This is a genomic window from Paenarthrobacter sp. AMU7 (assembly GCF_041200195.1).
Classification (GTDB): domain Bacteria; phylum Actinomycetota; class Actinomycetes; order Actinomycetales; family Micrococcaceae; genus Arthrobacter.
The window spans coordinates 1,648,501-1,671,403 of the sequence record NZ_CP165735.1; the positions used below are offsets into that span (position 1 = coordinate 1,648,501).

10 protein-coding genes are annotated in these 22,903 nt (G+C 64.5%); all 10 read left to right on the top strand.

Features of this window, described 5'->3' with window-relative positions; translation table 11 throughout:
• The first annotated feature begins 112 nt into the window (after positions 1-112).
• The 10 genes from ABQM86_RS07600 to ABQM86_RS07645 all read left to right on the top strand — a co-directional run bounded on the left by ABQM86_RS07600 (position 113) and on the right by ABQM86_RS07645 (position 22,739).
• Positions 113-6,313 carry an Ig-like domain-containing protein gene (locus ABQM86_RS07600; protein WP_369746313.1) on the top strand — a complete coding sequence of 2,067 codons (6,201 nt, stop codon included), beginning with the start codon at positions 113-115 and terminating at the stop codon, positions 6,311-6,313.
• Positions 6,314-6,370: 57 nt separating this feature from the next.
• Positions 6,371-7,342 (top strand): MoxR family ATPase, encoded by a 972-nt coding sequence (locus ABQM86_RS07605; protein WP_089594270.1) that lies wholly within the window; start codon positions 6,371-6,373, stop codon positions 7,340-7,342.
• A 72-nt stretch (positions 7,343-7,414) separates the two neighbouring features.
• Positions 7,415-8,818: a DUF58 domain-containing protein gene (locus ABQM86_RS07610; RefSeq protein ID WP_207596901.1), complete on the top strand. Its 1,404-nt coding sequence runs from the start codon at positions 7,415-7,417 to the stop codon at positions 8,816-8,818.
• Positions 8,815-11,310: a transglutaminase domain-containing protein gene (locus ABQM86_RS07615; protein ID WP_369746314.1), complete on the top strand. Its 2,496-nt coding sequence runs from the start codon at positions 8,815-8,817 to the stop codon at positions 11,308-11,310. The genes ABQM86_RS07610 and ABQM86_RS07615 overlap by 4 nt, the downstream gene beginning before the upstream one ends.
• Complete coding sequence (locus tag ABQM86_RS07620; protein ID WP_369746315.1) at positions 11,303-12,889, top strand: RDD family protein; 1,587 nt, start codon at positions 11,303-11,305, stop codon at positions 12,887-12,889. Before ABQM86_RS07615 ends, ABQM86_RS07620 begins: the two co-directional genes overlap by 8 nt.
• Complete coding sequence (locus ABQM86_RS07625) at positions 12,886-13,812, top strand: PP2C family serine/threonine-protein phosphatase (RefSeq protein WP_207596904.1); 927 nt, start codon at positions 12,886-12,888, stop codon at positions 13,810-13,812. Before ABQM86_RS07620 ends, ABQM86_RS07625 begins: the two co-directional genes overlap by 4 nt.
• A complete protein-coding gene (locus ABQM86_RS07630) occupies positions 13,799-15,838 on the top strand; it encodes an FHA domain-containing protein (protein ID WP_369746316.1) in 2,040 nt (679 codons plus the stop codon). The genes ABQM86_RS07625 and ABQM86_RS07630 overlap by 14 nt, the downstream gene beginning before the upstream one ends.
• Positions 15,835-17,538, top strand: coding sequence for a serine/threonine protein kinase (locus tag ABQM86_RS07635; protein ID WP_369746317.1), 1,704 nt, complete (start codon positions 15,835-15,837; stop codon positions 17,536-17,538). Before ABQM86_RS07630 ends, ABQM86_RS07635 begins: the two co-directional genes overlap by 4 nt.
• 45 nt (positions 17,539-17,583) lie before the next feature.
• Positions 17,584-18,288: a hypothetical protein gene (locus ABQM86_RS07640; protein WP_026541428.1), complete on the top strand. Its 705-nt coding sequence runs from the start codon at positions 17,584-17,586 to the stop codon at positions 18,286-18,288.
• Positions 18,285-22,739 (top strand): FtsK/SpoIIIE domain-containing protein, encoded by a 4,455-nt coding sequence (locus ABQM86_RS07645; protein WP_369746318.1) that lies wholly within the window; start codon positions 18,285-18,287, stop codon positions 22,737-22,739. The genes ABQM86_RS07640 and ABQM86_RS07645 overlap by 4 nt, the downstream gene beginning before the upstream one ends.
• The last annotated feature ends 164 nt before the right edge of the window (positions 22,740-22,903 follow it).

Sequence of the window (22,903 nt, forward strand, 5' to 3'; positions counted from 1 at the left end):
CAGTGCTTAAGGCCGTAGTCTGTCAAAGCCAATGGATAGCCCGGTCTCGGGTGTCCTCAATTGGCCGTGGGGTGCGTGGGATAGTCTTAGGGACTGAAAATTCCGCCGCCGTATGGGGGTACTGCGGAATGCACGGCTGCCGGCATGTGTCGGTTGGCCCGGAAGTCGCTGGGGGGCGGCTGAACATCAAAGGAATTTTGGGGCTGTGAGAAATTTCTTCGGCAAGCTGGGGCTGACAAGGCGTCAAAACAAGAAGTTCATAGCGGGAACTGCTGCCACCGCGGCGGGCGCGTTGTTGATCACCGGGGCTGTACTTTACCCGGGCTTCAAGACCACGGAGGTGGACTTGAACGACGGCGGCGTATGGGTTGTGAGCAAAACCAAGAACGCTGTGGGGCGGTTGAACTACCCGTCGCGCGTTCTTGATGGGGCCGTAACTCCCGCCACCACCACTTTCGATGTCCTGCAGCATGACGGCAACGTTTTTGTCGACGACGAATCCGGTTCCACCATCAACCAGGTCTCTGCCGCGAACCTGAAGCTCGGCGGCGACAAGCAACTGCCGTCGTCGTCGCAAGTCAGCTATGGTTCCACCGTCCTTTCGGTGACCGATCCCGCCCGTGGCAAGGTGTGGGCGCTGTCTCCCTCCACGGTCAACGGCTTCGATGAAGAAGGTACCGAGCCTGTCCTGACCGGGGACCAAGGCATGGTCTCCGCAGTAGGCGCCGATAACCGCATCTACACAGCGGATCCGGGCAAGGGCGAGATCACCGTTACCACGGTGGACGCCAATGGTGAACGGACAGACTCGCAGGTCACCAAAGTGGATGAGCTCAAGGGGGCCGGCGACCTTCAGATTGCCGTCGTCGGTGATAAGCCCGTAGTCCTCGACGCCGGCTCAGGAAACCTGTTCCTGCCCGGCGGCCGCAAGCTCCAGCTGCAGGATGCACGGGAAGCCAAGCTGCAGCAGAGTGGCGAGGACAGCAGCTTTGTTGCCATTGCCACCCGCAAAGCCCTCTTGAAGCAGCCCTTGGACGGATCCACCGCTGCAACACTCAATGCCGACGGAGAAGGCGTCCCCGCAGCACCGGTGCAGGTGAGCAAGTGCGTTCACGCTGCCTGGTCCGGAGCCAACAAGTACGTCCGAGACTGCGAGAACGACGCCGACGACAAGAAGAATGACGTCCCCAAGGCCAGTGCCTCGCCCAGTTACGTTTTCCGCGTCAACCGCGACCTCGTAGTCCTCAACGATGTGAATTCCGGCAGCGTGTGGCTGGTCAACCAGAACATGCAGCTCGTCAACAACTGGGACGATGTTGTCCCGCCCAAGAACCAGTCCGACGACCAGGACCAGGAGTCCGCGGACAACAACACCATCAACGTCCTGCCGGACCGCACCAAGCCCAACCGTGCGCCTGAAACCAAACCGGACGAGTTCGGTGTCCGGCCGGGCCGGACCTCCATCCTCAGCATCCTGGACAATGATTCAGACCCCGACGGCGATGTCCTCACCGCTGCGGTAGGCGCCAACGGGCCAAAATCCGGGGCGCTGGAGAACATCTACGGTGGCTCAGCGTTCCAGATCAAGGTCCCCGCTGACGCCAAGCCGGGAACGGAAACCTTCGACTACAACGCCTCGGACGGACGCGGTTTGTCCGCCGGTGGACAGGTCACGCTGCGCGTCGTGGCTCCGGAGGAAAACAAGCCTCCCTTCTTCAAACGCGGCGAGCCCACCACCATGCTGGTGGAGCAGGGCAAGTCCGTCAGTCAGAACATCCTGACCGACTGGATGGATCCCGACGGCGACGACCTCGTCCTCCTGGACGCCAAGACGGACAACGACCAGGACCAGGTCAAGGTCCGTCGCGACGGCCTGCTCACGTACCAGGACTCTGGTGCAGCACCGGGCAAGAAGAACGTCACCATCACGGTGTGGGACGGCCGGGCCACCACGACGGGCCGGATCGTTGTCAACGTGCAGCCCCCGGGCGCCTTGGCGCCGGTGGTCAACGCCGACCACGTCACGGCCGTGGTTGGCCAGGACCTGGTCATTGCGCCCCTCAAGAACGACGTCGACCCCAATGGCGGTGCCCTCCGGGTAGCGCACGTCGAGGCTGCCGGACCGGCAGAGCTGGGTCCAGTGACCGACGGCGGTACGTTCACCTTCCGGAGCACCACACCGGGCCCGATCTACTTGACGTACATCGCCAGCAACGGGCCCCAAAGCAGCCAAGGCTTGATCCGTGTTGACGTCGAGTCCGGCAAGGACGCTGGAGCGCCCGTTGCGGTTCACGACGTCGCACTGCTCCCTGTGGGCGGCAGTGTGCTGGTGGATCCCTTGGCCAACGACTCCGATCCTTCCGGCGGCGTGCTGGTCCTCCAGTCCGTCACCGTCCCCGACGGCTCGTCCGCTTCGGTCAGCGTGATCGACCACAGCGTCCTGCGCGTTACCGATGTGCTAGGCGCGAAAGAGCCGTTCGTGTTCAGCTACACCATGTCCAACGGCCGCGGCTCGGCCACAGGCACCGTTGGCGTCGTCCCGGTGCCGGCCCCCGCCGTCGTCGAGGCCCCCCAGCCGAAACCCGACGAAGTCAACGTCCGCGTCAACGACGTCGTGACCATTCCGGTCCTGGACAACGACACGCACCCGCAGGGTGAAGAGCTGTCCGTCGACCCAGTACTGGCGCAGACCATTCCGGAAGAGGACGGCAAGGCCTTTATCTCCGAGAAGACCCTGCGCTTCATCGCCGGACCCACACCCAAGACCGTGCGTGCCATCTACAACGCGGTGGACCCCCAGGGCCAGAAGAGCGCCGCGGCCGTCACCATCCACATCCTGCCGCTGGAAGGCGCGCAGAACTCCCGTCCGCAGCCGCAGAACCTGACCGCGCGCGTGGTCGCCGGTGGCAGCGTCCGGATCCCGGTGCCGCTGGACGGCATCGACCCCGACGGCGACTCGGTCCAGTTGACCGGCATCGACAGCACGCCCACCATGGGAACCGCGACGGCGGGCAGCAGCTTCATCGATTTCGTCGCCGCCGGCGATGGCGCGGGAACCGACACGTTCCGCTACAAGGTGATTGACCGTCAAGGTGCGGTCAACACCGGAACGGTGACCGTCGGCGTCGCGCCTCGTGGTGAAGACAACCAGAAGCCTGCCCCGGTGGACGACGAAGTGCAGGTCCGTCCTGGGCGCCAGATCGCTGTGGATGCCACCGCCAACGACACCGATCCCGACGGCGACATCATCCGCATCCTGACGGACAGCATCGAAGCCGACGCTGGCCTCGAAGCCCAGGTCAGCAAGACCAGCGGCCGCGTCCTGGTCACCGCTCCGGCTGCCGAGGGCACGGTCAACGTCCGTTACTCCGTGGCTGACGACAGGGACGCCGTGGGCCAGGCCAGCATCAGGGTGAACGTCAAGAACGACATTCCGCTGCAAGCTCCCATCGCCCGCGATGACCGCGTTACATCAGCCCAGACGCTGGGCAAGACCGCCGTGGACGTTCCGGTCCTCAAGAACGACGAGGATCCGGACGGCGTGGGGGAGAACCTCAAGGTCACCACAGGCTTGGAAACGGCTCGTCCGGGTTCTGAAGGCAACGTGGTGGTGGACCTCACCGAGCAGCCGCAACTGGTGCCTTACACCGTTGAGGATGTAGACGGCCAGAAGTCCACGGCCATCATCTGGGTGCCGGGTATCGGGCAGCAGGTTCCGACGCTCGCCAAGGATGAAGTGGTGGAGATGGTTTCAGGCCAGTCCGTCACCGTGAATCTGGCCGAATGGGTCAAGGTCCGCGAGGGTAAGTCGCCGCGGCTCACCCAGGCGGACCGCATCAAACTCATCGGTGCCGACGGCAGCGACCCCGTAGCGGGCAATGGAACGGCCCTGAAGTACACGGCCGGCGCTGAATACGTTGGTCCCGGCTCCATCAGCTTCGAAGTCACTGATGGAAGCGGACCCGACGACCCCAACGGCTTGAAATCGACACTGAGCATCCGCACCAAGGTGCTGCCAGATCCGAACAAGAACAACCCGCCGGTGCTGCTGGGCAGCGACGTGGACGTTCCCAAGGGTGACTCGGCCAGCCTGGACCTGGAAAAGCTCGCGTCCGATCCCGATTCCGACGACGTCCAGAACATGAAGTATGAGTTGGCCGGAGCAGCACCGGGTGGATTCCGAGTGAGCATCGATGGCAAGACCCTGAAGGTCTCCGCCGAAGACTCGGTGCAGATCGGCCAGGGCGGCACGGTCCAGGTGAAAGCGAAGGACCCGCGGGGTCTTGAAGCGGTCGCGACGTACAAACTGTCACTGACGGCATCCAACCGACCCAAACCGGTGGCCAACGACGACCTTGAACCGGATGCGAAATCCGGGAATTCCGTGACGGTCAATGCGTTGGCGAACGACTCCAACCCGTTCCCGGATACGCCGCTGAAGATCATCTCGGCCGTCACTGAGACGGGCGAAGGCACAGCAGAGGTCAGCGGCGGAAACGTGACCGTCACGCCGTCGTCGGGCTTCACCGGGACCATGGTTGTTGCCTACGTAGTGGGCGACAAGACGGGTGAAACCTCACGTTATGCCACGGCCCGTATCCGGCTCACCGTCAAGGACAAGCCGGCCGCGCCCACCACGCCTCTGGCTCAAAGCGTGGGCGACCAGACAGCGTTGCTGACATGGAACGCGCCGGCAGATCGTGGCTCACCCATCACCAAGTACACGGTGTACGGAGAGAACGGCTTTAAGCAGGACTGCCCCGCGAACACGTGTACGTTGACCGGGTTGACCAACAACGTGAAGTACCACTTTGCTGTCACTGCCACCAATGCGATCAATGAATCCGAGCGCTCTCCGGTATCCGCCGAGGTCCGTCCGGATGTCAAGCCTGATACCCCGGTTGCTCCCACACTGAAGTTTGGTGACAAGCAACTTTCGGTTGCCTGGGTTCCCCCGGCCAGCAAGGGCTCGCCCATCAAGTCCTACGACCTTGAGATCTCGCCGGCTCCGGCCGGGCAGAATCCCCAGATCCAGAACCTCACTGGCAACAGCCATGTCTGGTCCGGACTGACTAACGGCGTGGCCTACAAGGTCCGCGTCCTGGCCCGGAACGATGCCAAGGAGCCGTCCGAGTGGAGCCCCTACTCGGCGGCGGAAACTCCTGCTGGTGTGCCGGCGACGCCTGCTGCGCCTTCCGTAGCCGGCGCTGGGTCGGTGGGTGACCAGAGCCAGCTGCAGGTCAGCTGGGCCGCGCCAAACAACAACGGCGACGCCGTGTCCGCCTACACGTTGACCACGTACCGGGGCGGGGCCGTAGTGACCACGCAGTCGGTGGGGGCGACCTCGCAAAACGTCACGGTTGCCAACAGTGAAGCCGACTACACCTTTACTGTCTCGGCAACGAACAAGGCCGGCGTCAGCGGTGTCAGCCAGCAGTCAGCGGCTATCCGCGCGGCAGGAAAGCCAGGCATCGTAGCTGCGCCCACAGCAGCCCTGATGGAGACCAACGCGGCCGGTGGCAAGATCCGCGTGGCCTTCAACCCGCTGTCACAGAAGGAACGCAACGGGGCCAACGCCAACGAGATCAGCTACCGGTATGCCCTGACGTCCGGCGCCAGCAGCGGAGCGATCCCCGCCGGCGGTGGCGTTATCGCGGCACCGAACGGCCAGGACACGGCTGTGGTGGTGTGGGCAGTATCCTCACGAAACCCCACACCTGGCGACAGGAGTGCCGCATCAAACACCGTCAATCCCTACGGTGTGGCGGCTGCCCCTAGCGTTACCGGCAGCAAGAGCAGCGGCGTCGGCGACAAGACAGTGTCCTGGACGTGGAACCAGCCCAACGGCAACGGCAGGCCCGTCACCGGCTACCAGTACAGCCTCGATAACGGCGGGTGGACAGACACAACGCAGAGAAGTTTCTCTACGACCGTGGGCTTCAGCGAAACAAAAACGTTGAGAGTCCGTGCCATCAGTGGTGGCCAGGCCGGCAACATCGGCAGCGACACCTCCCGGAGCGGATCTGCGCCGCCGCCCCCGGACCCGCCGGCATCAGAGATACAGGTGGACGCCAGTAGCGTGCGGACATGCCCCGGTAAGCCCGGTCAGACGGACAGCTACACTCCTGGCAGTCCCGCGAAATGTGGTGTGGGCTGGGTAGAACGCTCCTGGGGCAGGATCACCATCAACTGCACCAAGGACATCTATAACAACGGCACGCCGTGGTACCGGCTCCAGGGTTCCCCGAAGGACGGCTGGTTCGTGAAGTCCACGACAGTGGACCTCTACGGGCCGCGTCCCGGCGGCTGCTAGTCCCATGGCAACAACAACGTCAAACCCCTACCGATACATAAGGAACAGGATCAACCGATGACCATGACAAACGAGCAGGCCGCGTGGTTTGCAGAAACGTTCGAGAAGCTCGTGGCCAATGTGGGCAAGGCGGTGCTCGGCAAGGAGCACGTCATCCGGCTGACCTTCACGGCGATGCTGGCCGAGGGACATATCCTGTTTGAAGACGCACCGGGCACGGGTAAGACCTCGTTGGCCCGCGCCCTGGCTGCAACAGTCCAGGGTTCGCACAACCGTATCCAGTTCACGCCTGACCTCCTGCCGTCGGACGTGACGGGTGTGACCATCTATGACCAGAAGACCCAGAAGTTTGAATTCCACAAGGGCCCGGTGTTCAACAACATCGTCCTGGCTGATGAAATCAACCGTGCGTCGCCGAAGACCCAGTCCGCGTTGCTGGAAGTCATGGAAGAATCCCGGGTGACCGTGGATGGAACCACCTATGAGGCAGGCCGCCCGTTCATGGTGCTGGCAACCCAGAACCCGATCGAGCAGGCCGGAACATACCGCTTGCCCGAGGCCCAACTGGACCGCTTCCTGATCAAGACGTCCATCGGCTACCCGGACCATGCCTCCACGGTGCGGTTGCTGGGCGGGGCCAACCTCAAGGACCGGTCCAAGGAGCTCACGGCGCTCATCACCACCCAGGCCGTGGCCGATATGGCAGACCTTGCGGCCACCACCCACGTGGATACGGCTGTGCTGGAGTACATCTCACGCTTGTGCGAGGAAACCCGCAACGCCTCCGAGACCCGCCTTGGTGTTTCCGTGCGTGGTGCACTTGCCATGGTTCGTGCCGCCAAGGTGTGGGCCGCGGGCCAAGGCCGCAACTTCGTCCTCCCGGACGACATTAAGGAACTGGCACCTGTGGTGTGGACCCACCGTCTGGTCATGGATCCTGAGGCGGAATTCTCCGGTGCAACACCGGACGTTGTCCTCACCCGCGTCCTGGCGGATGTCGCCGCCCCGCAGCAACGCGCCACCGCTTAGTCCGCGGCACCGCACGAGCCAGACCGGCTCATCGCACCCCACCTGCTCCCCAGCTCAAACAAAGGCCTCCACATGTCCTCCAGCACACCCCTGACCAGGGCTGCTGACTCGTTCAAACGCGCAACGGCCGCTGTGAGCGGCAAGATTCGCGACGCCCGTTCACCCCGCAACGAACCAGGGAACCGCCCCGGCCGCAACGGGAAACCGGGCAAGCCCAGTTCCTTGCACCCGGCCGCCGTGTGGGCCGAAGCCGCGGGAACAGCCGGCGAGTTCCTCTCACCTGCTTGGCGCAACGTCCGGGCAGTGTGGCTGAAGTTCGTGTGGCCGGTCCTCGCCGTGGTGAGCCTGCTGGGCTGGGTGGTCCTCGCTGCTGCCATCGGGCTCTGGTGGGCAGGGCAGGCCTGGGGCTGGCAGGAAGCGAAGTCCGCGGCGATGGTTGCTTTCCTGCTGTTTGTCCTGGCCATTGCGTTCATTGTGGGCCGCTCGGCGTACGGCGTGGTCCTGGACCTCGCCCGCACGCGGGTAGCTGTGGGCGACGACGCTGTAGGCAGCATTGCCGTGTCCAACGTCTCCACCAGGCCGTTGTTGCCCGCAGCACTGGAGCTTCCGGTGGGCTCCAACACCGCCGTTTTCCACCTGCCGCGCATGAAGCCGGCGCAGGTGCACGAGGACCTCTTCACCATTCCAACGGCCCGGCGCGCTGTGATCGTGGTTGGTCCGGTTCGCTCGGTCCGCGCCGACCCCCTCCACCTTCTCCGCCGCCGCGTGATGTGGACCGAACCTGTGGACCTCTTTGTCCATCCCCGCACGGTGTCCTTGGGCAGCTCGGCCGCGGGCTTCATCCGCGACCTTGAAGGCATGCCCACCACTGAGTTGTCCAGCGCCGACGTCTCTTTCCATGCCCTGCGTGACTATGTTCCAGGGGACGATCGCCGCCACATCCACTGGAAGACCACAGCCCGGACCAACAAGCTCATGGTCCGCCAGTTCGAGGAAACCCGCCGTGCACACCTGGCCATTGCGCTCTCCATCAACACTGACGAATACGACTCCGAACCGGAGTTCGAAATGGCCATCTCAGTAGCGGCATCCATTGGCCGCCAGGCCATCAGCGAACAGCGCGATTTGGACGTCCTGACTCAAAAGGGACCACTCCGCTGTGAAACCGGCCGCAACCTGCTGGACGACGCCACAAGGATTGTCGGGGCGCCGATGCGGAAGAACGCCGTCGACCTCGCCAGGAACCTGTCCGACGCTGTCCCGAACGCCTCCGTGGTGTTCTTTGTCGTGGGCAGTCACGTCACCGCAACCCAGCTCCGTACTTGTGCCGCATCCGTGCCCCCTGGCGTTCGCAGCCTGGCGGTGCGGGTCCAACCCGGCGCGGCGCCGACGAGGGCCAACATCGCTGACCTGACGGTCCTCACTGTCGGCGACCTTGATGATCTGGCCATTGTTCTTCGAAAGGCGGCAGCATGAGCACCGCACCGAATCTCCGTGTGCGTCCCCGTGCCGCGAAAGGATCCAGGTCAACAGGCCGCGCCAACCGCGCGGGCGGAGGGTCGATCTTTGCCGACGGCCGCCCGCTGTGGCACTTCGCCGTGGACTGCGGCGCCTTGGTGGTGTTGCTGTTCCTGGGAGTCCTCGGATTCAGCCTGAGTTTCGGGGGAGACCCCCACTATCTGATCGCCGGCCTGGGCGGTGTGCTCCTTGGACTGGGCATCGCGGTCCTGAACGCCCATCTTCGCCTGGGCCTGCTGATTACTGCCGCCGTGGCCTTCGGTGCCTACATGCTGTTTGGCTCCGCCCTCGCCGTTCCTGATTCAGCGGTCTTCGGCGTCCTTCCCAGCCTCGATTCGTTGCGGACACTGCTGCTGGGCGTGGTGTTTGCCTGGAAGGACATGCTGACGGTCGGCGTTCCCGTGGGCACTGCCAACGGCATGCTCATCGTGCCGTTCCTCAGCTCGCTGCTGACCGCTTTGGCCGCTGGCCTGCTGACCTGGCGGCTGAAGAGCCCGTACTGGCCTTTGCTGCCTGTGTTGGTGTTGTTCGTAACGGGTATCGCCTTCAGCACCAGCGCCGGCTTCCTCAATGTGGAGCGCGGCGTCTCCCTCACCATTGTCTCGATCGTGTGGGCGACGTTCCGCCGCGATGTCCTTCGGCAGCGGAGCACCAAGACTGTCTCGGCCAACAGGCCGGATTCCGACGCCGGTGCAGCGCGCCGCGGCCAGCTCCGCCGGTTGGGGACTGCTGCAGCCGTGATCGCCGTCGCTGTCGGCGTCACCGCCATCGCGTCGCCGATTGTCACCGCCAGCGACGACCGGAAGGTGCTGCGCAACACGATCGTCCCGCCGTTCGATCCCCGCGACTACATCACTCCTTTGGCGAGCTTCCGGAACTTCGTCAAGGACGAGAAGGACAGCACGCTGTTCACGGTTAAGGGCTTGCCGAAGGACGCTCGTGTGCGCCTGGCCGCCCTGGATGCCTTCAACGGCCTGAACTACACCATGGATCCCAACAGCTCCGGGAACTTCAGCAAGGTGGGAGACGCCCGCTCCCTCAATACGCTGGCTGACACCGGGAGCCCGGTCAAGGGCACCAACTACACGCTGGACATCACCATCGAGGACTACCAGGGGTACTTCGTTCCGGGCGGCCGGCACACCACCGGCATGAGTTTCGCGGACACGTCCGGTGCGGCGTCGGGTCTATACTTCAACGCCGGCACGGACACCGCAGTCACCACCAAGGGCCTGTCCAAAGGCGAGAGCTACACGGTCCAGGTCTCCGACCCTGGCACCTTGGAGCACGGCCAGCTGACGCAGTACGACTTCGCGAAGCTGACGCTGCCGGAGGCCCAGGAGGTGCCGCCGATCATTGCCTCGCAGGCCAATGAACTGTCCGCCGATGCGCCAACGGCCATTGACCGTGTGCGGCAGATCGAAGCGCATTTCCAGAAGAGCGGTGCTTTCAGCAACGGCCTGGTGACGGAAGGACAGCTTCCCAGCCTCCCCGGCCACAGCGCCGCACGTGTACGCAACATGCTCTCCGCCAAGCAGATGCTGGGCGACGACGAACAATACGCCGTCTCCATGTCCCTCATGCTCCGGCACCTCGGCATCCCGTCGCGCGTCGTGATGGGCTTCTACCCGGAACCCAAGAGCCCCGAAAACGGTGCGGGCGACATCAAGATCACGGGCAAGGACGTCCACGCCTGGGTTGAGGTGGCCTTCGACCGCGTCGGTTGGGTTGCGTTCGATCCCACCCCGCCCAAGGACAACGTCCCCATCCCGCCGGACCCGGAGAACAAGTCCAAGCCCAAGCCACAGGTGCTGCAGCCGCCGCCCCCGCCGCAGGAACCCGCGGACCTGCCGCCGGACTCCACGCCGGATGCCCTGGACGCTGACGAGAAGAAAAACAACCCCTGGCTCTTCTGGGGCCCGTTGTTGGCAGCTATCGGTGTCGCGCTGATCCCGTTGGGGATACTCGCCTTGCCGCTGCTGCTCATCCTTCTGTTGAAAGCGCGACGCCGGAAGGCACGTTTCCGTGACGGCCATCCTGCCCAGCGGGTCGGCGGTGGGTGGAACGAAGTGATCAGCCTTGCCACCGACATGGGCGCCTCGATCAACACCAAGTCAACGCGGCGTGAATCGGCCACCGTTATCGCGGAGGCGTTCCCGAACGCCGGCGGCACCACCACGATGCTTGCCCACCGCGCAGACGCCGCAGTCTTTGGCGCCGGCCAGCCAAGCGAGGACGAGGTCAAGCACTATTGGGAGATCGTCGATTCGTCCTTGACCGACATCACGGGAAGCGTCGGTTTCTGGAAGCGGCAGCAGGCCCGGTTCTCGCCGCGGTCCTTGCTGTCCGATGGGCGGGCTGCCCTCCGGCGCCGGGATCAGGCGACCACCGATCCCTCGACGCGCCGTCGCTTCACCTTGCCGTTCAAGAAGGACACCACGAATGAATAATGAGGCCGAACTTTGCCCGGCCTGCAGGCATGCGGTCCTTCCAGGGGCCACGTTCTGCACGCAATGCGGATCGCCGTTGAGCAACCGTGGAGCCCGCAAGGAAGGGAACATCAACCACGCCCAAAAGGCGGCTTTGGAGTTCGCGACCCGGCAGGGCATGCCCGATCCCGGTAGTATCTCGGTAGTGTCGGCGCCGGCGTCGCCGACGCACCCGGCGCCTCCGGGAACCACCACGGCGCCGGACCGTATCACTGGGCCAGGGGGAGGGACCACCATGACCACCAAGCTCCACTTGGTGCCCGCGTCTGCAGGCAGGAGGCTTGGCGCGGCTGTGCTGGACTGGCTGGGCCCCATTGCAGTCCTGGCCACCACTTTCGCCATCGGCATCGCAGGCATCACGCAAACCCGCAAGAACGGCTTCATTGTCTATGACACGGGCCTGTTGGTCCTCCTGGGCAGCATCGGCCTGGGTGTGACGGTGGTCTACATTTTTGTGCTGCTTGCACTCGAAGCCAAGTCCGGCAACACCATCGGCAACCAGCTCATGGGAATCCGCAGCTCCGATGCCGAGGGCTACGCCCCCGGTGCCGGTGCCGTTTTTGTGCGGGGCATCATCACCGGCGGCGTACTGCTCCTCGGCGGAATCACCTCGGTGGTTCTTTCTGCCCTTGGCCTGATTACCCTGGTGCTGTGGATCGGGCTTCCTCTGATGCTCCTGGGTGTTGTGTGGGCCGTCCTCGTGGTGGTCTCCAATGCCTGGGACAAGGACGGCAAGCTCCGCGGCTGGCAGGACAAGGCCGCGAAGTCTTTGGTGTTCGACGTCAACGCAGGACGCAATCCCGTGGCCACGGGTGGCATCCAGGGCCCCTACAGTTTCGCGCCAATGGATCTCCCGCCCGTGCAACCGGTGGCTTCTCCAGTCCCCTCCGGCGCAACGACTGGTGCCAGGGGATCCGGTGTCGCTCAGGCTGCTGCCGCTTCCTCTGAGGCCACTCCGTCCGGTTTCGGGCAGTCCGCACCTGCGCCGGTGACTCCAGTGGTGCCGGCAGCCCAGCAGCCCTCACATGACCCCAACCAGTGGCGTCCGCCGTCGGCACCACGGCCAACGACGGCTGCACCACAGCTGGCTCCCGTGACGCCGCAGCCGCAGGTCATTCAGCAACCGTCCGCGCCGGTTACCGGCTTTGCCGGCCACCCCGACGACGACGTGGAGCGCACCCAGATGCGCCCCGGCACTGCGCGGGCACAAGCGGTCCTGCGGATCCGGATTGATGACGGCCAGGACGTCCAACTCGGCGGCTCGGTCCTGCTGGGGAGGAACCCGGCTGCGCAGCCCGGGGAAGCGGTAGAGCAACTTTTGCCGGTTGCCGATCCCGGCCGGTCCATCTCCAAAACCCACCTGCATCTGAGGGTGGATGGCGATGGCGTCTGGGTCACCGACCGAAACTCCACCAACGGCAGTGCCGTCACCACGCCCGACGGTCTCCAGACGCGGCTCCATCCGGGCCAGGCAGTCTTGGTCCGTCCCGGTTCCACCGTTCACTTCGGGGACCGTTCCTTCCACCTAGGACAAGCATGAATTCACAGCCGGCCACCCCTGCCAATGCCGAAGCCGGCGCTCCTGCAGGCGGGTCTTCCTTTGGCCTGAGTTACGGGTACGGGACGGACCGCGGACTGCGCCGTGAACTGAACGAGGATTCGTTCATCGCTGCAGACCCCGTCTTTGCGGTTGCAGACGGCATGGGCGGACATGAGGCCGGTGAAATTGCCAGCGGCATGTGTGTCCGGGCCCTGGGCAGTGCCCCCGAACTTGCAGCTGGCGTGCGGACCGCATCTGCAGCCGACTTGCAGGCCTGCCTGTTGAGGGCTGACGCAGCCATCCGCAACGCAACGGGAGCCCGCGCCGGAACCACGCTGTCCGGCGTGGTGGTGGTGGAACAGATGGGCCTGCCCTATTGGCTGGTGATGAACATCGGAGATTCCAGGACGTACCGCCTCAGCCAAGGGGAGTTCACGCAGGTCAGCGTGGACCACTCCGAGGTGCAGGAACTGGTGGATTCCGGGGACATCACCGCAGAGCAGGCAACGGTTCATCCCCGCCGCCACGTAGTGACCCGTGCCTTGGGCACCGGCGATGAGACCGAGGCCGATTTCTGGTTGCTTCCCATCCAGGAAGGTGACCGGATCATGGTCTGCTCCGACGGTCTCAATGGTGAGCTGGGCGACGACCACATGTTCCGCATCCTCAGCACCGTCGCACATCCGCAGGATGCCGTGGATGCTCTGATCCAGGCTGCCCTGCGAAGCGGCGGCCGGGACAACGTCACCGTCATCGTGGTGGACGCCAAGAACGTCATGAACGACGCCGGCATCGCCACCACTGCGCCCCGTCCCGAGGTTGATTCCGAGGTTGAAGAGGACACCCTTCCACGGGCCTGGGTTAATGGCGCGGACGAGGTATCCGCGGCTGACCAGGAGGAAGGCGTCGATGGCAAGCAGTAACCTTTCGCTGACCCGCTACCAGCAAGGCGACTGGTTTGGCGTTGTGCGGAACGGGACCGTGGTTCTCCTGGGTCCGGATACACCGCATGCGCTGATCGACGCTGTCTGGGAGTTGCTGGCATCGGCTCCCGAGGCCCACGAGGTCCTTCACGAGGTGACGGATGCCTTTGGTGTTTCGTTGAGCCGGATCCCTCCGTTCGGGATCATTGACGCCAAGGACGCGCTCCGCGTGTTCCTCCGTGGTGATCTCGAATTGCGGGTCCAGGTGGAATCGGGCACCGAACAGCTCACAGGCCGTGACGTCACCACCTGGACAGAACGCAGGCTCGCGGGCGCATCTTCCTACAGCCTTCGGATCGGGGGCGGTTCCGCCTCCGGCATGCCGTTGAACAGCCTGCCCCTGACGGAGGGCGTGGTGCTGTTGTCAGTTCTCGAAGCTGAGCCCGGCCAACCCGGCCGCGATGTGGGGCCGGCGATCCATGCAGCAGCCGTTCCTTTGGAGGAGCCGGCAAACGACGGAAAAAACCAGCACCCTGTCCCGGACAAGGTTTCCGACGAAACCATGATCGGCTACACCGAAGCGGACCTTGGCCTGACCATCGCACCCGGCCACTTGGGGCTGGGGCAGGAATCAAATCCTGGCGATGAACCTGCCAGTGAACCTGCGGCGGATGGGCGTGCCGGAGAACCTGCTTCCCGACAAGCCTCTGCCGACGAAACCTCCCATGGCGAAACCGCCACCGCCGAGCCCGTCGTCGCCGAAACCGCCACCGCCGAGCCCGTCGTCGCCGAAACCGCCACCGCCCCGCCCGCCGCCGGCCCGCCTTCGGAGGATGGAGCTGCTTCACCGGCACGTGCTTTGGCAGGGGAGACCGCTCAAGAACCAGTCGCGACGGACGGCCTCGAAGAGGCCGGTGAACCCGTCCACACCAGCACCACTGATCCTTTGGTCCCCACGCTGGAAAACACCACCAACTACGATCACCTGTGGGATAAGACGGTGATGCGCACCATCGAAGATGCCGCCGTACGGGTGGATGACGACTCCGACGACCACGATGCCCCGGTGTCCAAGACGCCGGGTGCTCCGGTGGCCCCTGCGCCCATGCCTGCAGCACCTGCTGCAGAACCGCAGGATCCGCTATCGTCAGTTCCGGCGCAAGTGACCCCAGCACCGGCAGAGCAGCCTTCGGCAGAGCAACCTTCGGCAGGGCAACCTGCGGCTGTGCAACTCCCTTCCGACCAGGGAACGGGTCTGATTGATTCCGTACCTTGGCTGCGGACCGGCCCTGCCGCGTCGGATGCAGGCAGTGCCGCCCCCGCGTCTTCAAGCCTGCCCGCTGCTCCGGCCATCGGGTCCGCGCCGTCGCCAGGCCCGGCCCAGTCACAGCCCACTGCGGGCCCTGCCCCGCAGCTTCCGGGCGGCTGGCCACCTGCACCGCCCGCAGGCGTCGTCGACGAAGATGCGGACCATGACGGCCAGACCATCATGAAAAGCAGCCTGGCTGCAGGGAATGACGACGCGGCCCAACCGGCACCGGCTGCCCTGGACGCTGCGGTTGCCAATGGGCCAAGCGTGTTGGCGCGGGTGTGTTCGCAGGGGCACGCGAATCCACCTACGTATCCGCAGTGTTCTGTCTGTGGCACGGCATTGTCCGGGGATGCCGAGCAGGTCCAGCGTCCGCGCCTTGGCCGCATGCGCCTTTCCACGGGCGAGTTGATCGATCTTGACCAGTCGCTGATCATTGGACGGCAACCTTCCGTTTCCCGTGTCCAAGGCGGCACCATGCCCAAGTTGGTGCAGGTGGAGAGTCCCGGAGGGGACATTTCCCGCTCCCACGTCGAGGTCAGGCTGGAGGGCTGGCACGTCATGTTGTGCGACCTGAAGGCAACCAACGGAACAGTGTTGATCAGGGAAGGCCAGGCCCCCCGCCGCCTTGCCCAAAACGAAATGGCCATTCTGCTGGACGGCGATATCGCCGAGCTGGGTGACGACATTTCATTGCGTTTCGAGGAGATTCTTTGAGTTCCAAGAGGCCCCCCGCGCCGCCTCCACCCATTCCGGGATTCCAGTATGTGAGCCTGCTGGGCTCCGGCGGATTCTCGGATGTTTACCTGTATGAGCAAGACCGGCCGCGCCGTAAAGTGGCCGTCAAAGTGCTGCTGTCAGACCTGAAGACCGAGGGCGCACGCCGACGCTTCGAGTCCGAAGCGAACCTGATGGCGCAATTGTCATCGCACCCGTACATCGTGACGATCTTCGAAGCCGAGATTACGGAGAGCGGCCACTCCTACCTCGCCATGGAGTACTGCTCCCGGCCAAGCCTTGATGTGCGGTACCGCCGTCAGCGCTTCAGCGTGGACGAGGTCCTGGCCGTCGGCATCCAGGTGGCGTCCGCCGTCGAGACCGCGCACCGGGCCGGCATCGTCCACCGGGACATCAAACCGGCCAACATCCTGGTCACCGACTACAACCGTCCCGCACTGACGGACTTTGGTATCTCCGGCACCATTGGCGCCGACACCGAGGACGACGCCGGCATGTCCATTCCGTGGTCGCCGCCCGAGCAGTTCCGGGGTGGCGCGGTGGACGGGGTTCCCGTTGACATCTGGGCGTTGGGAGCCACGCTCTACACCCTCCTGGCAGGCCGTTCGCCCTTCGTCTTGCCCGGGCAGGACAATTCCCAGCGCGAGCTGATTTCGCGCATCACCAACTCGCCCCTTCCCAGGCTTGGGCGGGCGGACGTACCGGAGTCCCTGGAACTCGTCCTGGCCACCGCCATGGCAAAGTCTCCAGGGTCCCGCTACTCGTCTGCGCATGCTTTTGCCCTGGCGCTCCAGCGGATCCAGACAGAGTTGAACCTGTCCCAGACACCGTTTGAAGTGCTTGAAGAACCCGGGCACGGCGACGACCAGCATCCGGACGACAACTTCGAGGAAACCCGGGTCCGGAGCATTGCTGCGATTGATCCCGACGCTTCCGGGACAGCCACCACGGGATCGGCGCCCACCTTCCCCGCCCGGACCTTCCCGTCCACGGTTCCCGGCGCCACGCAAGCTCCTGCACACGTTTCCCCGCCACAAACGCATCCAGGCGCCGCCCAGCAAACCCCACCGCAATTTCATGCGCCGGTCCGGGATCAAAGCGCGGTGGAGGCACCCGAGGTCGCGGAATCCACGGTCCTGCGAGGCTGGCAGGCTTCGCCGGCTGCGGTGGATGTTGATGCAACGGTCAGCCGCTCCGCTGCGTCCGCAGGGGCATCGACAACGGAAGATAACGTCCAGGCAGCCGACCACAGCAAGCGCAACCTGTGGCTCGCCGCCACCGGGGCGGCAGTGCTGGTGGTCGCCGTCGTGGTGGGCATGGTCCTGGGTTCGTCGGCACAACCCAAAGTTGCCCCGACGGAAACAGCCAGCAAGGCCCCGGCCGATGCCTTGGACAGTGGCAGCGTCCCGGACGTCGAGGCACTGGCCGCGGCGCGGGATACCAAGGATCCGAACATCATCGTTTTTTCCTGGAAGAACCCGCAGCCTAAAGAGGGCGATACCTACAAGTGGCGCACCAAATCGGCCAAGGCTGACGGCGCCTATGAGACAACGCAGACGGAGAAGGCCTTCGTTTCAGGCTTTGGCGAACCGCCCATTTGCGTGCAGGTCATCATTGTCCGGTCGGACGGCAGCGCGTCGCCTGAGGGGCCGGGCTCCATCGCTTGCCTGGACGGGTAGCCGGCATATGACTCTTACTTACCGCCGACTGAGGAGGCACAGATCATGGGGGATCTAGCAATAGATTTCTGTGGGGAATGGTACGAACCATCCGACGAAGACGTCTTTGACATTGGTCGCGAAGGTGACCTGGAGGTCGACGACAACCCGTATCTGCACCGACGCTTCCTGCAGATCGCCCGTTACGACGGCATGTGGTGGCTCAGCAACGTGGGCAGCATGTTGTCTGCCACCATCGCCGATGGTTCCGGCGGCATGCAGGCCTGGCTTGCGCCGGGTGCAAGGATCCCGTTGGTCTTCAGCCACACCAACGTGATCTTCACTGCCGGGCCCACAACGTATGAATTCGCCGTCCATTTGAAGACGCCGTCGTTCCGGCATGAGGCCCGCGAAGAGGACCAAGCGGGGGACACCACCATTGGCCCCGTGGTCTTCACGGACTCACAGAAGGCCCTGATCGTGGCCTTGGCTGAGCCCATGCTGCGCCGCGAAGGCACTGGCTTCAGCGCCATTCCCTCCTCAGCAGAGGCTGCGAAGCGGCTGGGTTGGGCCCTGACACGGTTCAACCGCAAGCTGGACAACGTGTGCGACAAACTGGACCGCGTTGGAGTCGTTGGTTTGCGCGGTGGTGCAGGAAAACTCGCCACCAACCGCCGCGCCCGCCTGGTGGAGCACGCGGTGACCTCGCATCTGGTGACCCCGGCTGATTTGCACCTCCTTGAAAAAATGACTGGAGTCGACGAAGGATGAAGTTTCGCCTGACCTTGCGGCGTGATCCTGCCGAAGCAAAGGACCTCGCCGTGACGGTGGATGGTCGCGCCACCGTGGCGGACATAGCCACCGAACTCTGGGTCGCCGACCCCGTACGCAAGGGGACCGAACCGCCGTCGAACCTGTCCATCAGCGTGGACGAAGCGTTCGTTGGCGGTGGCCTGTCCGGACACGTGCTCCGCCCCACCGACAACTTGCTGGAGTCCGGGTTGCGGCCCGGATCCAAGGTCTCGCTCGCGCAGGTCAGCGAACAGTTTGCCTCGAACGGCCACGCCAGCGGCACCAACAGGGGACCGGCAGCGGCGACGTTGCGCGTCATGTCAGGGCCCGACGTCGGGCGCGAGTTTTCGCTGCCTTTCGGCACCAGCTACATCGGCCGGGACAGGGACGCCGACATCAGGCTTTCCGACCCGCTGACGTCCAAGCGCCATGCCCGCGTCACGGTGGGCGAGACGGTGGAGATCGTGGATACGAACTCTGCCAACGGGCTGCTCATGGACGGCTTGCCCGTCACGCGGGCAACACTGCAATCCTCGGACACGGTTACGTTGGGCGATACCACTGTAGGAGTGGTGGCGTTGTCCCGGAACCACAGTGGTGGACCGTCGTCGCCCTTGGTGGACTTCAACCGGTCACCGCGGGTCCTGCCGAGGTTCGAGTCACCCAAGCGGGTGCCGCCGGCCGGTCCCAAGCGCCCCGAGCACCAGCCGTTCCCCTACATCATGCTGGTGGCGCCGCTGCTGATGGGCGGCGTGCTTTTTGCCGTCACCCAGAACCTGCTCTCTGTCCTCTTCATGGCCATGATGCCGCTGTTCATCGTGGGGCACTACGTAGACCACAAGATGCAGAGCAAGCGCCAGGCCAAGGAAGGCCACAAGCAGTTCAAGGCCGCCATGCTGGCTTTCCGCGAGGACATCGACCGGCAGCAGAACATCGAGCGCGCCGTCAGGCTCCAGGAAGCGCCTTCGGTCAGCGATACCGTGGACGCGATCTACAAACTTGGCCCCTTGCTGTGGACCAACCGTCCCGAGCACCAGCACTTCCTGGGCGTCCGTTTCGGGCTGGGCTCCGCGCCGTCGCGCATCCCCTTTGACGAGCCAAGCGCCAACGAAACCGAACCGCAGTACATGCGGGAAATCCAGGAATGCCTTCAGCAGGTCCGGGTGATCGAGGGCGTGCCCATTGTTTCCCAACTACGGACCTCCGGATCGTTCGGCGTGGCGGGGGACCGCAGCGTGGTGGACGATGTTGCCCGCGGGATGGTGCTTCAACTGGTAGGCCTCCACTCGCCTGCAGAAGTGGTCCTGACCTCGCTGACCTCGGCGCGCTCCCGTGAACGTTGGGACTGGCTGCAATGGCTTCCGCATGTCGGTTCAGGCCACAGCCCGCTGTCCGGTGACCACCTCGCCGCAGGCCCTGGCGCCGGTGCTGCCTTGTTGTCCCGCTTGGAAAGCCTCGTGGAAGAGCGCGAGTCCATGGCCAAGGAACCAGGGCCGCAGCATCGCCCCGGGCTCAAGAGCGAGCACGAAGAAATCCCAGCCCCCGTTGTGCCCGCTGTCCTGGTGATCGTGGAAGACGATGCTCCCGTGGACCGTGGACGCCTCACACGCCTGGTGGAGCGCGGCCCTGACCATGGCGTGCACGTCATGTGGGTAGCAGCCAACGTGCAGTCCCTCCCTGCAGCGTGCCGGGACTTCCTCTCCGTTGACGGCGATCACGGCACCACAACAGGCCAGGTCCGCCTGGGCAGGCACACCTATCCTGTGAGCTGCGAAAGCCTCGATGCGGACCTTGCCACGCAACTGGCCCGCATGATGTCGCCGTTGGTGGACGTCGGAAACCCGCTCGACGACGACTCCGACCTCCCGCGCGCCGTGTCCTACGCCACGTTGATCGGCAAGGAACTGATGGACAACCCGCAGGCCGTTGCTGAACGTTGGCAGGAGAACAATTCTGTCCACGCCACCGCCGTGCCCAACCGCAAGGACAACGGCAGCCTCCGCGCGCTGGTTGGTTCCAAAGGCGTGGAGCCGTTCTACCTCGATCTCAAGAACGAAGGTCCGCACGCACTGGTGGGCGGAACCACCGGCGCCGGCAAGTCAGAATTCCTCCAGTCCTGGGTGATGGGCATGGCCGCGGCCTACAGCCCGGACCGTGTCAGCTTCCTTTTCGTGGACTATAAGGGCGGCGCAGCATTCGCGGACTGCCTCCACCTGCCCCACACCGTGGGACTGGTGACGGACTTGTCCCCGCACCTTGTCCGCCGTGCACTGACCTCCCTGCGCGCTGAACTGCACTACCGGGAACGGCTCCTGAACCGCAAGAAGGCCAAAGACCTGCTGGCGTTGCAACGCGAAGCCGATCCCGAGGCACCGCCGTACCTGATCATCATCGTGGACGAATTCGCGGCACTGGCTACGGAAGTTCCGGAGTTCGTGGACGGCGTGGTGGACGTCGCTGCCCGTGGCCGTTCCCTGGGCCTGCACCTGATCCTGGCCACCCAGCGGCCTGCCGGCGTCATCAAGGACAACCTGCGTGCCAACACCAACCTCCGTGTCGCTTTGCGCATGGCTGATGAAGTGGATGCCGTGGACATTCTTGGTGTTCCCACTGCCGCCTATTTTGATCCCTCCATCCCGGGCCGTGGCGCCGCGAAGACCGGCCCCGGGCGGATCCAGGGCTTCCAGACCGGATATGCCGGTGGCTGGACCACCGAGAAACCGCAACGTCCGCGGATCGACATCGTGGAGATGGCCTTCGGCTCCGGGCCCACCTGGGAACCGCCGTTGGTGGCCCAGGTGGAGGAAGAACCCGCAGGGCCGAACGACATCGCCCGGATGACGGAAAACATCATCCGTGCCGCGGACGTCCTCTCGATCGAGCCTCCCCGGAAACCGTGGCTTAACGAACTGGCCACCACATACGACTTCTCCAAGCTCCCGAACCCGCGCACGGATGAGCGGCTCCTGCTGGGCGTCGCAGACGATCCCGCCCACCAGGACCAGCCCACCGTGTTCTACGAACCGGACAAGGACGGCAACATGGCCGTCTACGGCACGGGCGGATCCGGAAAGTCGGCTGCGTTGCGCAGTATCGCCATCGCTGCAGCCGTCACACCCCGCGGTGGCCCGGTGCATATTTACGGCATCGACTGTGGTTCCTCCGGCCTGAAGATGCTGGACGGACTCCCGCACGTTGGTGAAATCATCAATGGAGACGACGTTGAACGCGTTGGCCGCCTGCTGCGCTGGCTCAAGGAAGTAGCCGACGACCGTGCTGCCCGGTTCGCCGAGGTCAGGGCCTCCACGATCGTGGAATACCGGCAGTTGGCCAACAGGCCGGACGAGAAGCGCATCTTCATCCTGGTCGATGGCATGTCCTCTTTCCGGGAAGGATACGAGTACAGCAAGCTGTCCGCGCTCTGGGACATCTTCCTGACGCTGGCCACCGACGGACGTCCCTTGGGCATCCACCTGGTAGTCAGCGGTGACCGCACCAACTCTGTTCCGGCGTCGCTTCTTGCTTCCATCCAGAAGCGGTTGGTCCTGCGCCTCAGCTCAGAAGACGACTACATGACCTTGGACGTCCCCAAAGATGTCCTCAACGCCGCATCCCCTCCCGGGCGCGGATTGCTGGATGGTCTTGAAGTCCAGCTCGCCGTCCTGGGTGGCAACTCGAACCTGGCACTGCAAGCACGCGAAGTTGCCAAGCTCAGCCAGGCCATGGTCCGTCAAGGACTGGAGCAGGCACCGCAAATCCAGCGCCTCCCGGAGTTGGTGGACCTGGACATCCTGCCCACCGGCGCTCCGGACAATCCCGTTATTGGTGTCGACGACGAGACACTGGGTTCGGCGGCCATCGCTGCCAAGGGCTCGCTCCTCCTCGCTGGCCCTCCGGGTGCCGGACGGACGGTGGCGCTGGTGACCCTGGCGTACGCCTTGCGTCGCTCCAATCCGCGGACAGACCTGATCTACATCGGCTCGCGCCGGTCCGCCGTGGCGTCGCTGAACATCTGGAGCCGCTCGTTGGTGGGTCCGGATGAAGTGTCCGACGTCGTGGATGACCTGATCGACAAGGCCTCGGACAACCCGGGCAGCATGGCGATTTTCATCGAGGGCCTGACCGAGTTCACGGACACCTTGGCTGAATCGGGGGTCGGCCGCCTGGTCACGGCGGCCATCAAGGCCGATCAATGGGTGGTGGGCGAATCTGAAACGTCCACCTGGTCCCAGGCGTGGTCCTTGGCACAGCCGTTCAAGTCCGGGCGCCGTGGGCTGTTGCTCAACCCGGGAGACGTGGAAGGCGACAGCCTGCTCAACACCTCCCTCGGCAGGATCAGCACCGACTTCATTCCCGGCCGCGGATACATTGTTGGACGCGGCAAAGTACGCAAACTGCAGATCGCCATGCCGCCGGAGAACCGAAGCTAGGATTTGCCGCAGCTCGGGGGATATAGGAGGATTTCACAAAACACCCGAACTTCTTGAAAACCGGTGGCACCCCAACGCCCCGGCTGAGGTTACTTCATGCGACACTCCGTTGTCCCTGCCGTTCTTCTGACCGCTGGTCTGCTGTTGGCGCCAGCTGCCGCCGT

Coding starts and splice junctions, on each gene's coding strand:
- ABQM86_RS07600 (WP_369746313.1), top strand. CDS start 113: ATGGGGGTACTGCGGAATGCACGGCTGCCGGCATGTGTCGGTTGGCCC.
- ABQM86_RS07605 (WP_089594270.1), top strand. CDS start 6,371: ATGACCATGACAAACGAGCAGGCCGCGTGGTTTGCAGAAACGTTCGAG.
- ABQM86_RS07610 (WP_207596901.1), top strand. CDS start 7,415: ATGTCCTCCAGCACACCCCTGACCAGGGCTGCTGACTCGTTCAAACGC.
- ABQM86_RS07615 (WP_369746314.1), top strand. CDS start 8,815: ATGAGCACCGCACCGAATCTCCGTGTGCGTCCCCGTGCCGCGAAAGGA.
- ABQM86_RS07620 (WP_369746315.1), top strand. CDS start 11,303: ATGAATAATGAGGCCGAACTTTGCCCGGCCTGCAGGCATGCGGTCCTT.
- ABQM86_RS07625 (WP_207596904.1), top strand. CDS start 12,886: ATGAATTCACAGCCGGCCACCCCTGCCAATGCCGAAGCCGGCGCTCCT.
- ABQM86_RS07630 (WP_369746316.1), top strand. CDS start 13,799: ATGGCAAGCAGTAACCTTTCGCTGACCCGCTACCAGCAAGGCGACTGG.
- ABQM86_RS07640 (WP_026541428.1), top strand. CDS start 17,584: ATGGGGGATCTAGCAATAGATTTCTGTGGGGAATGGTACGAACCATCC.
- ABQM86_RS07645 (WP_369746318.1), top strand. CDS start 18,285: ATGAAGTTTCGCCTGACCTTGCGGCGTGATCCTGCCGAAGCAAAGGAC.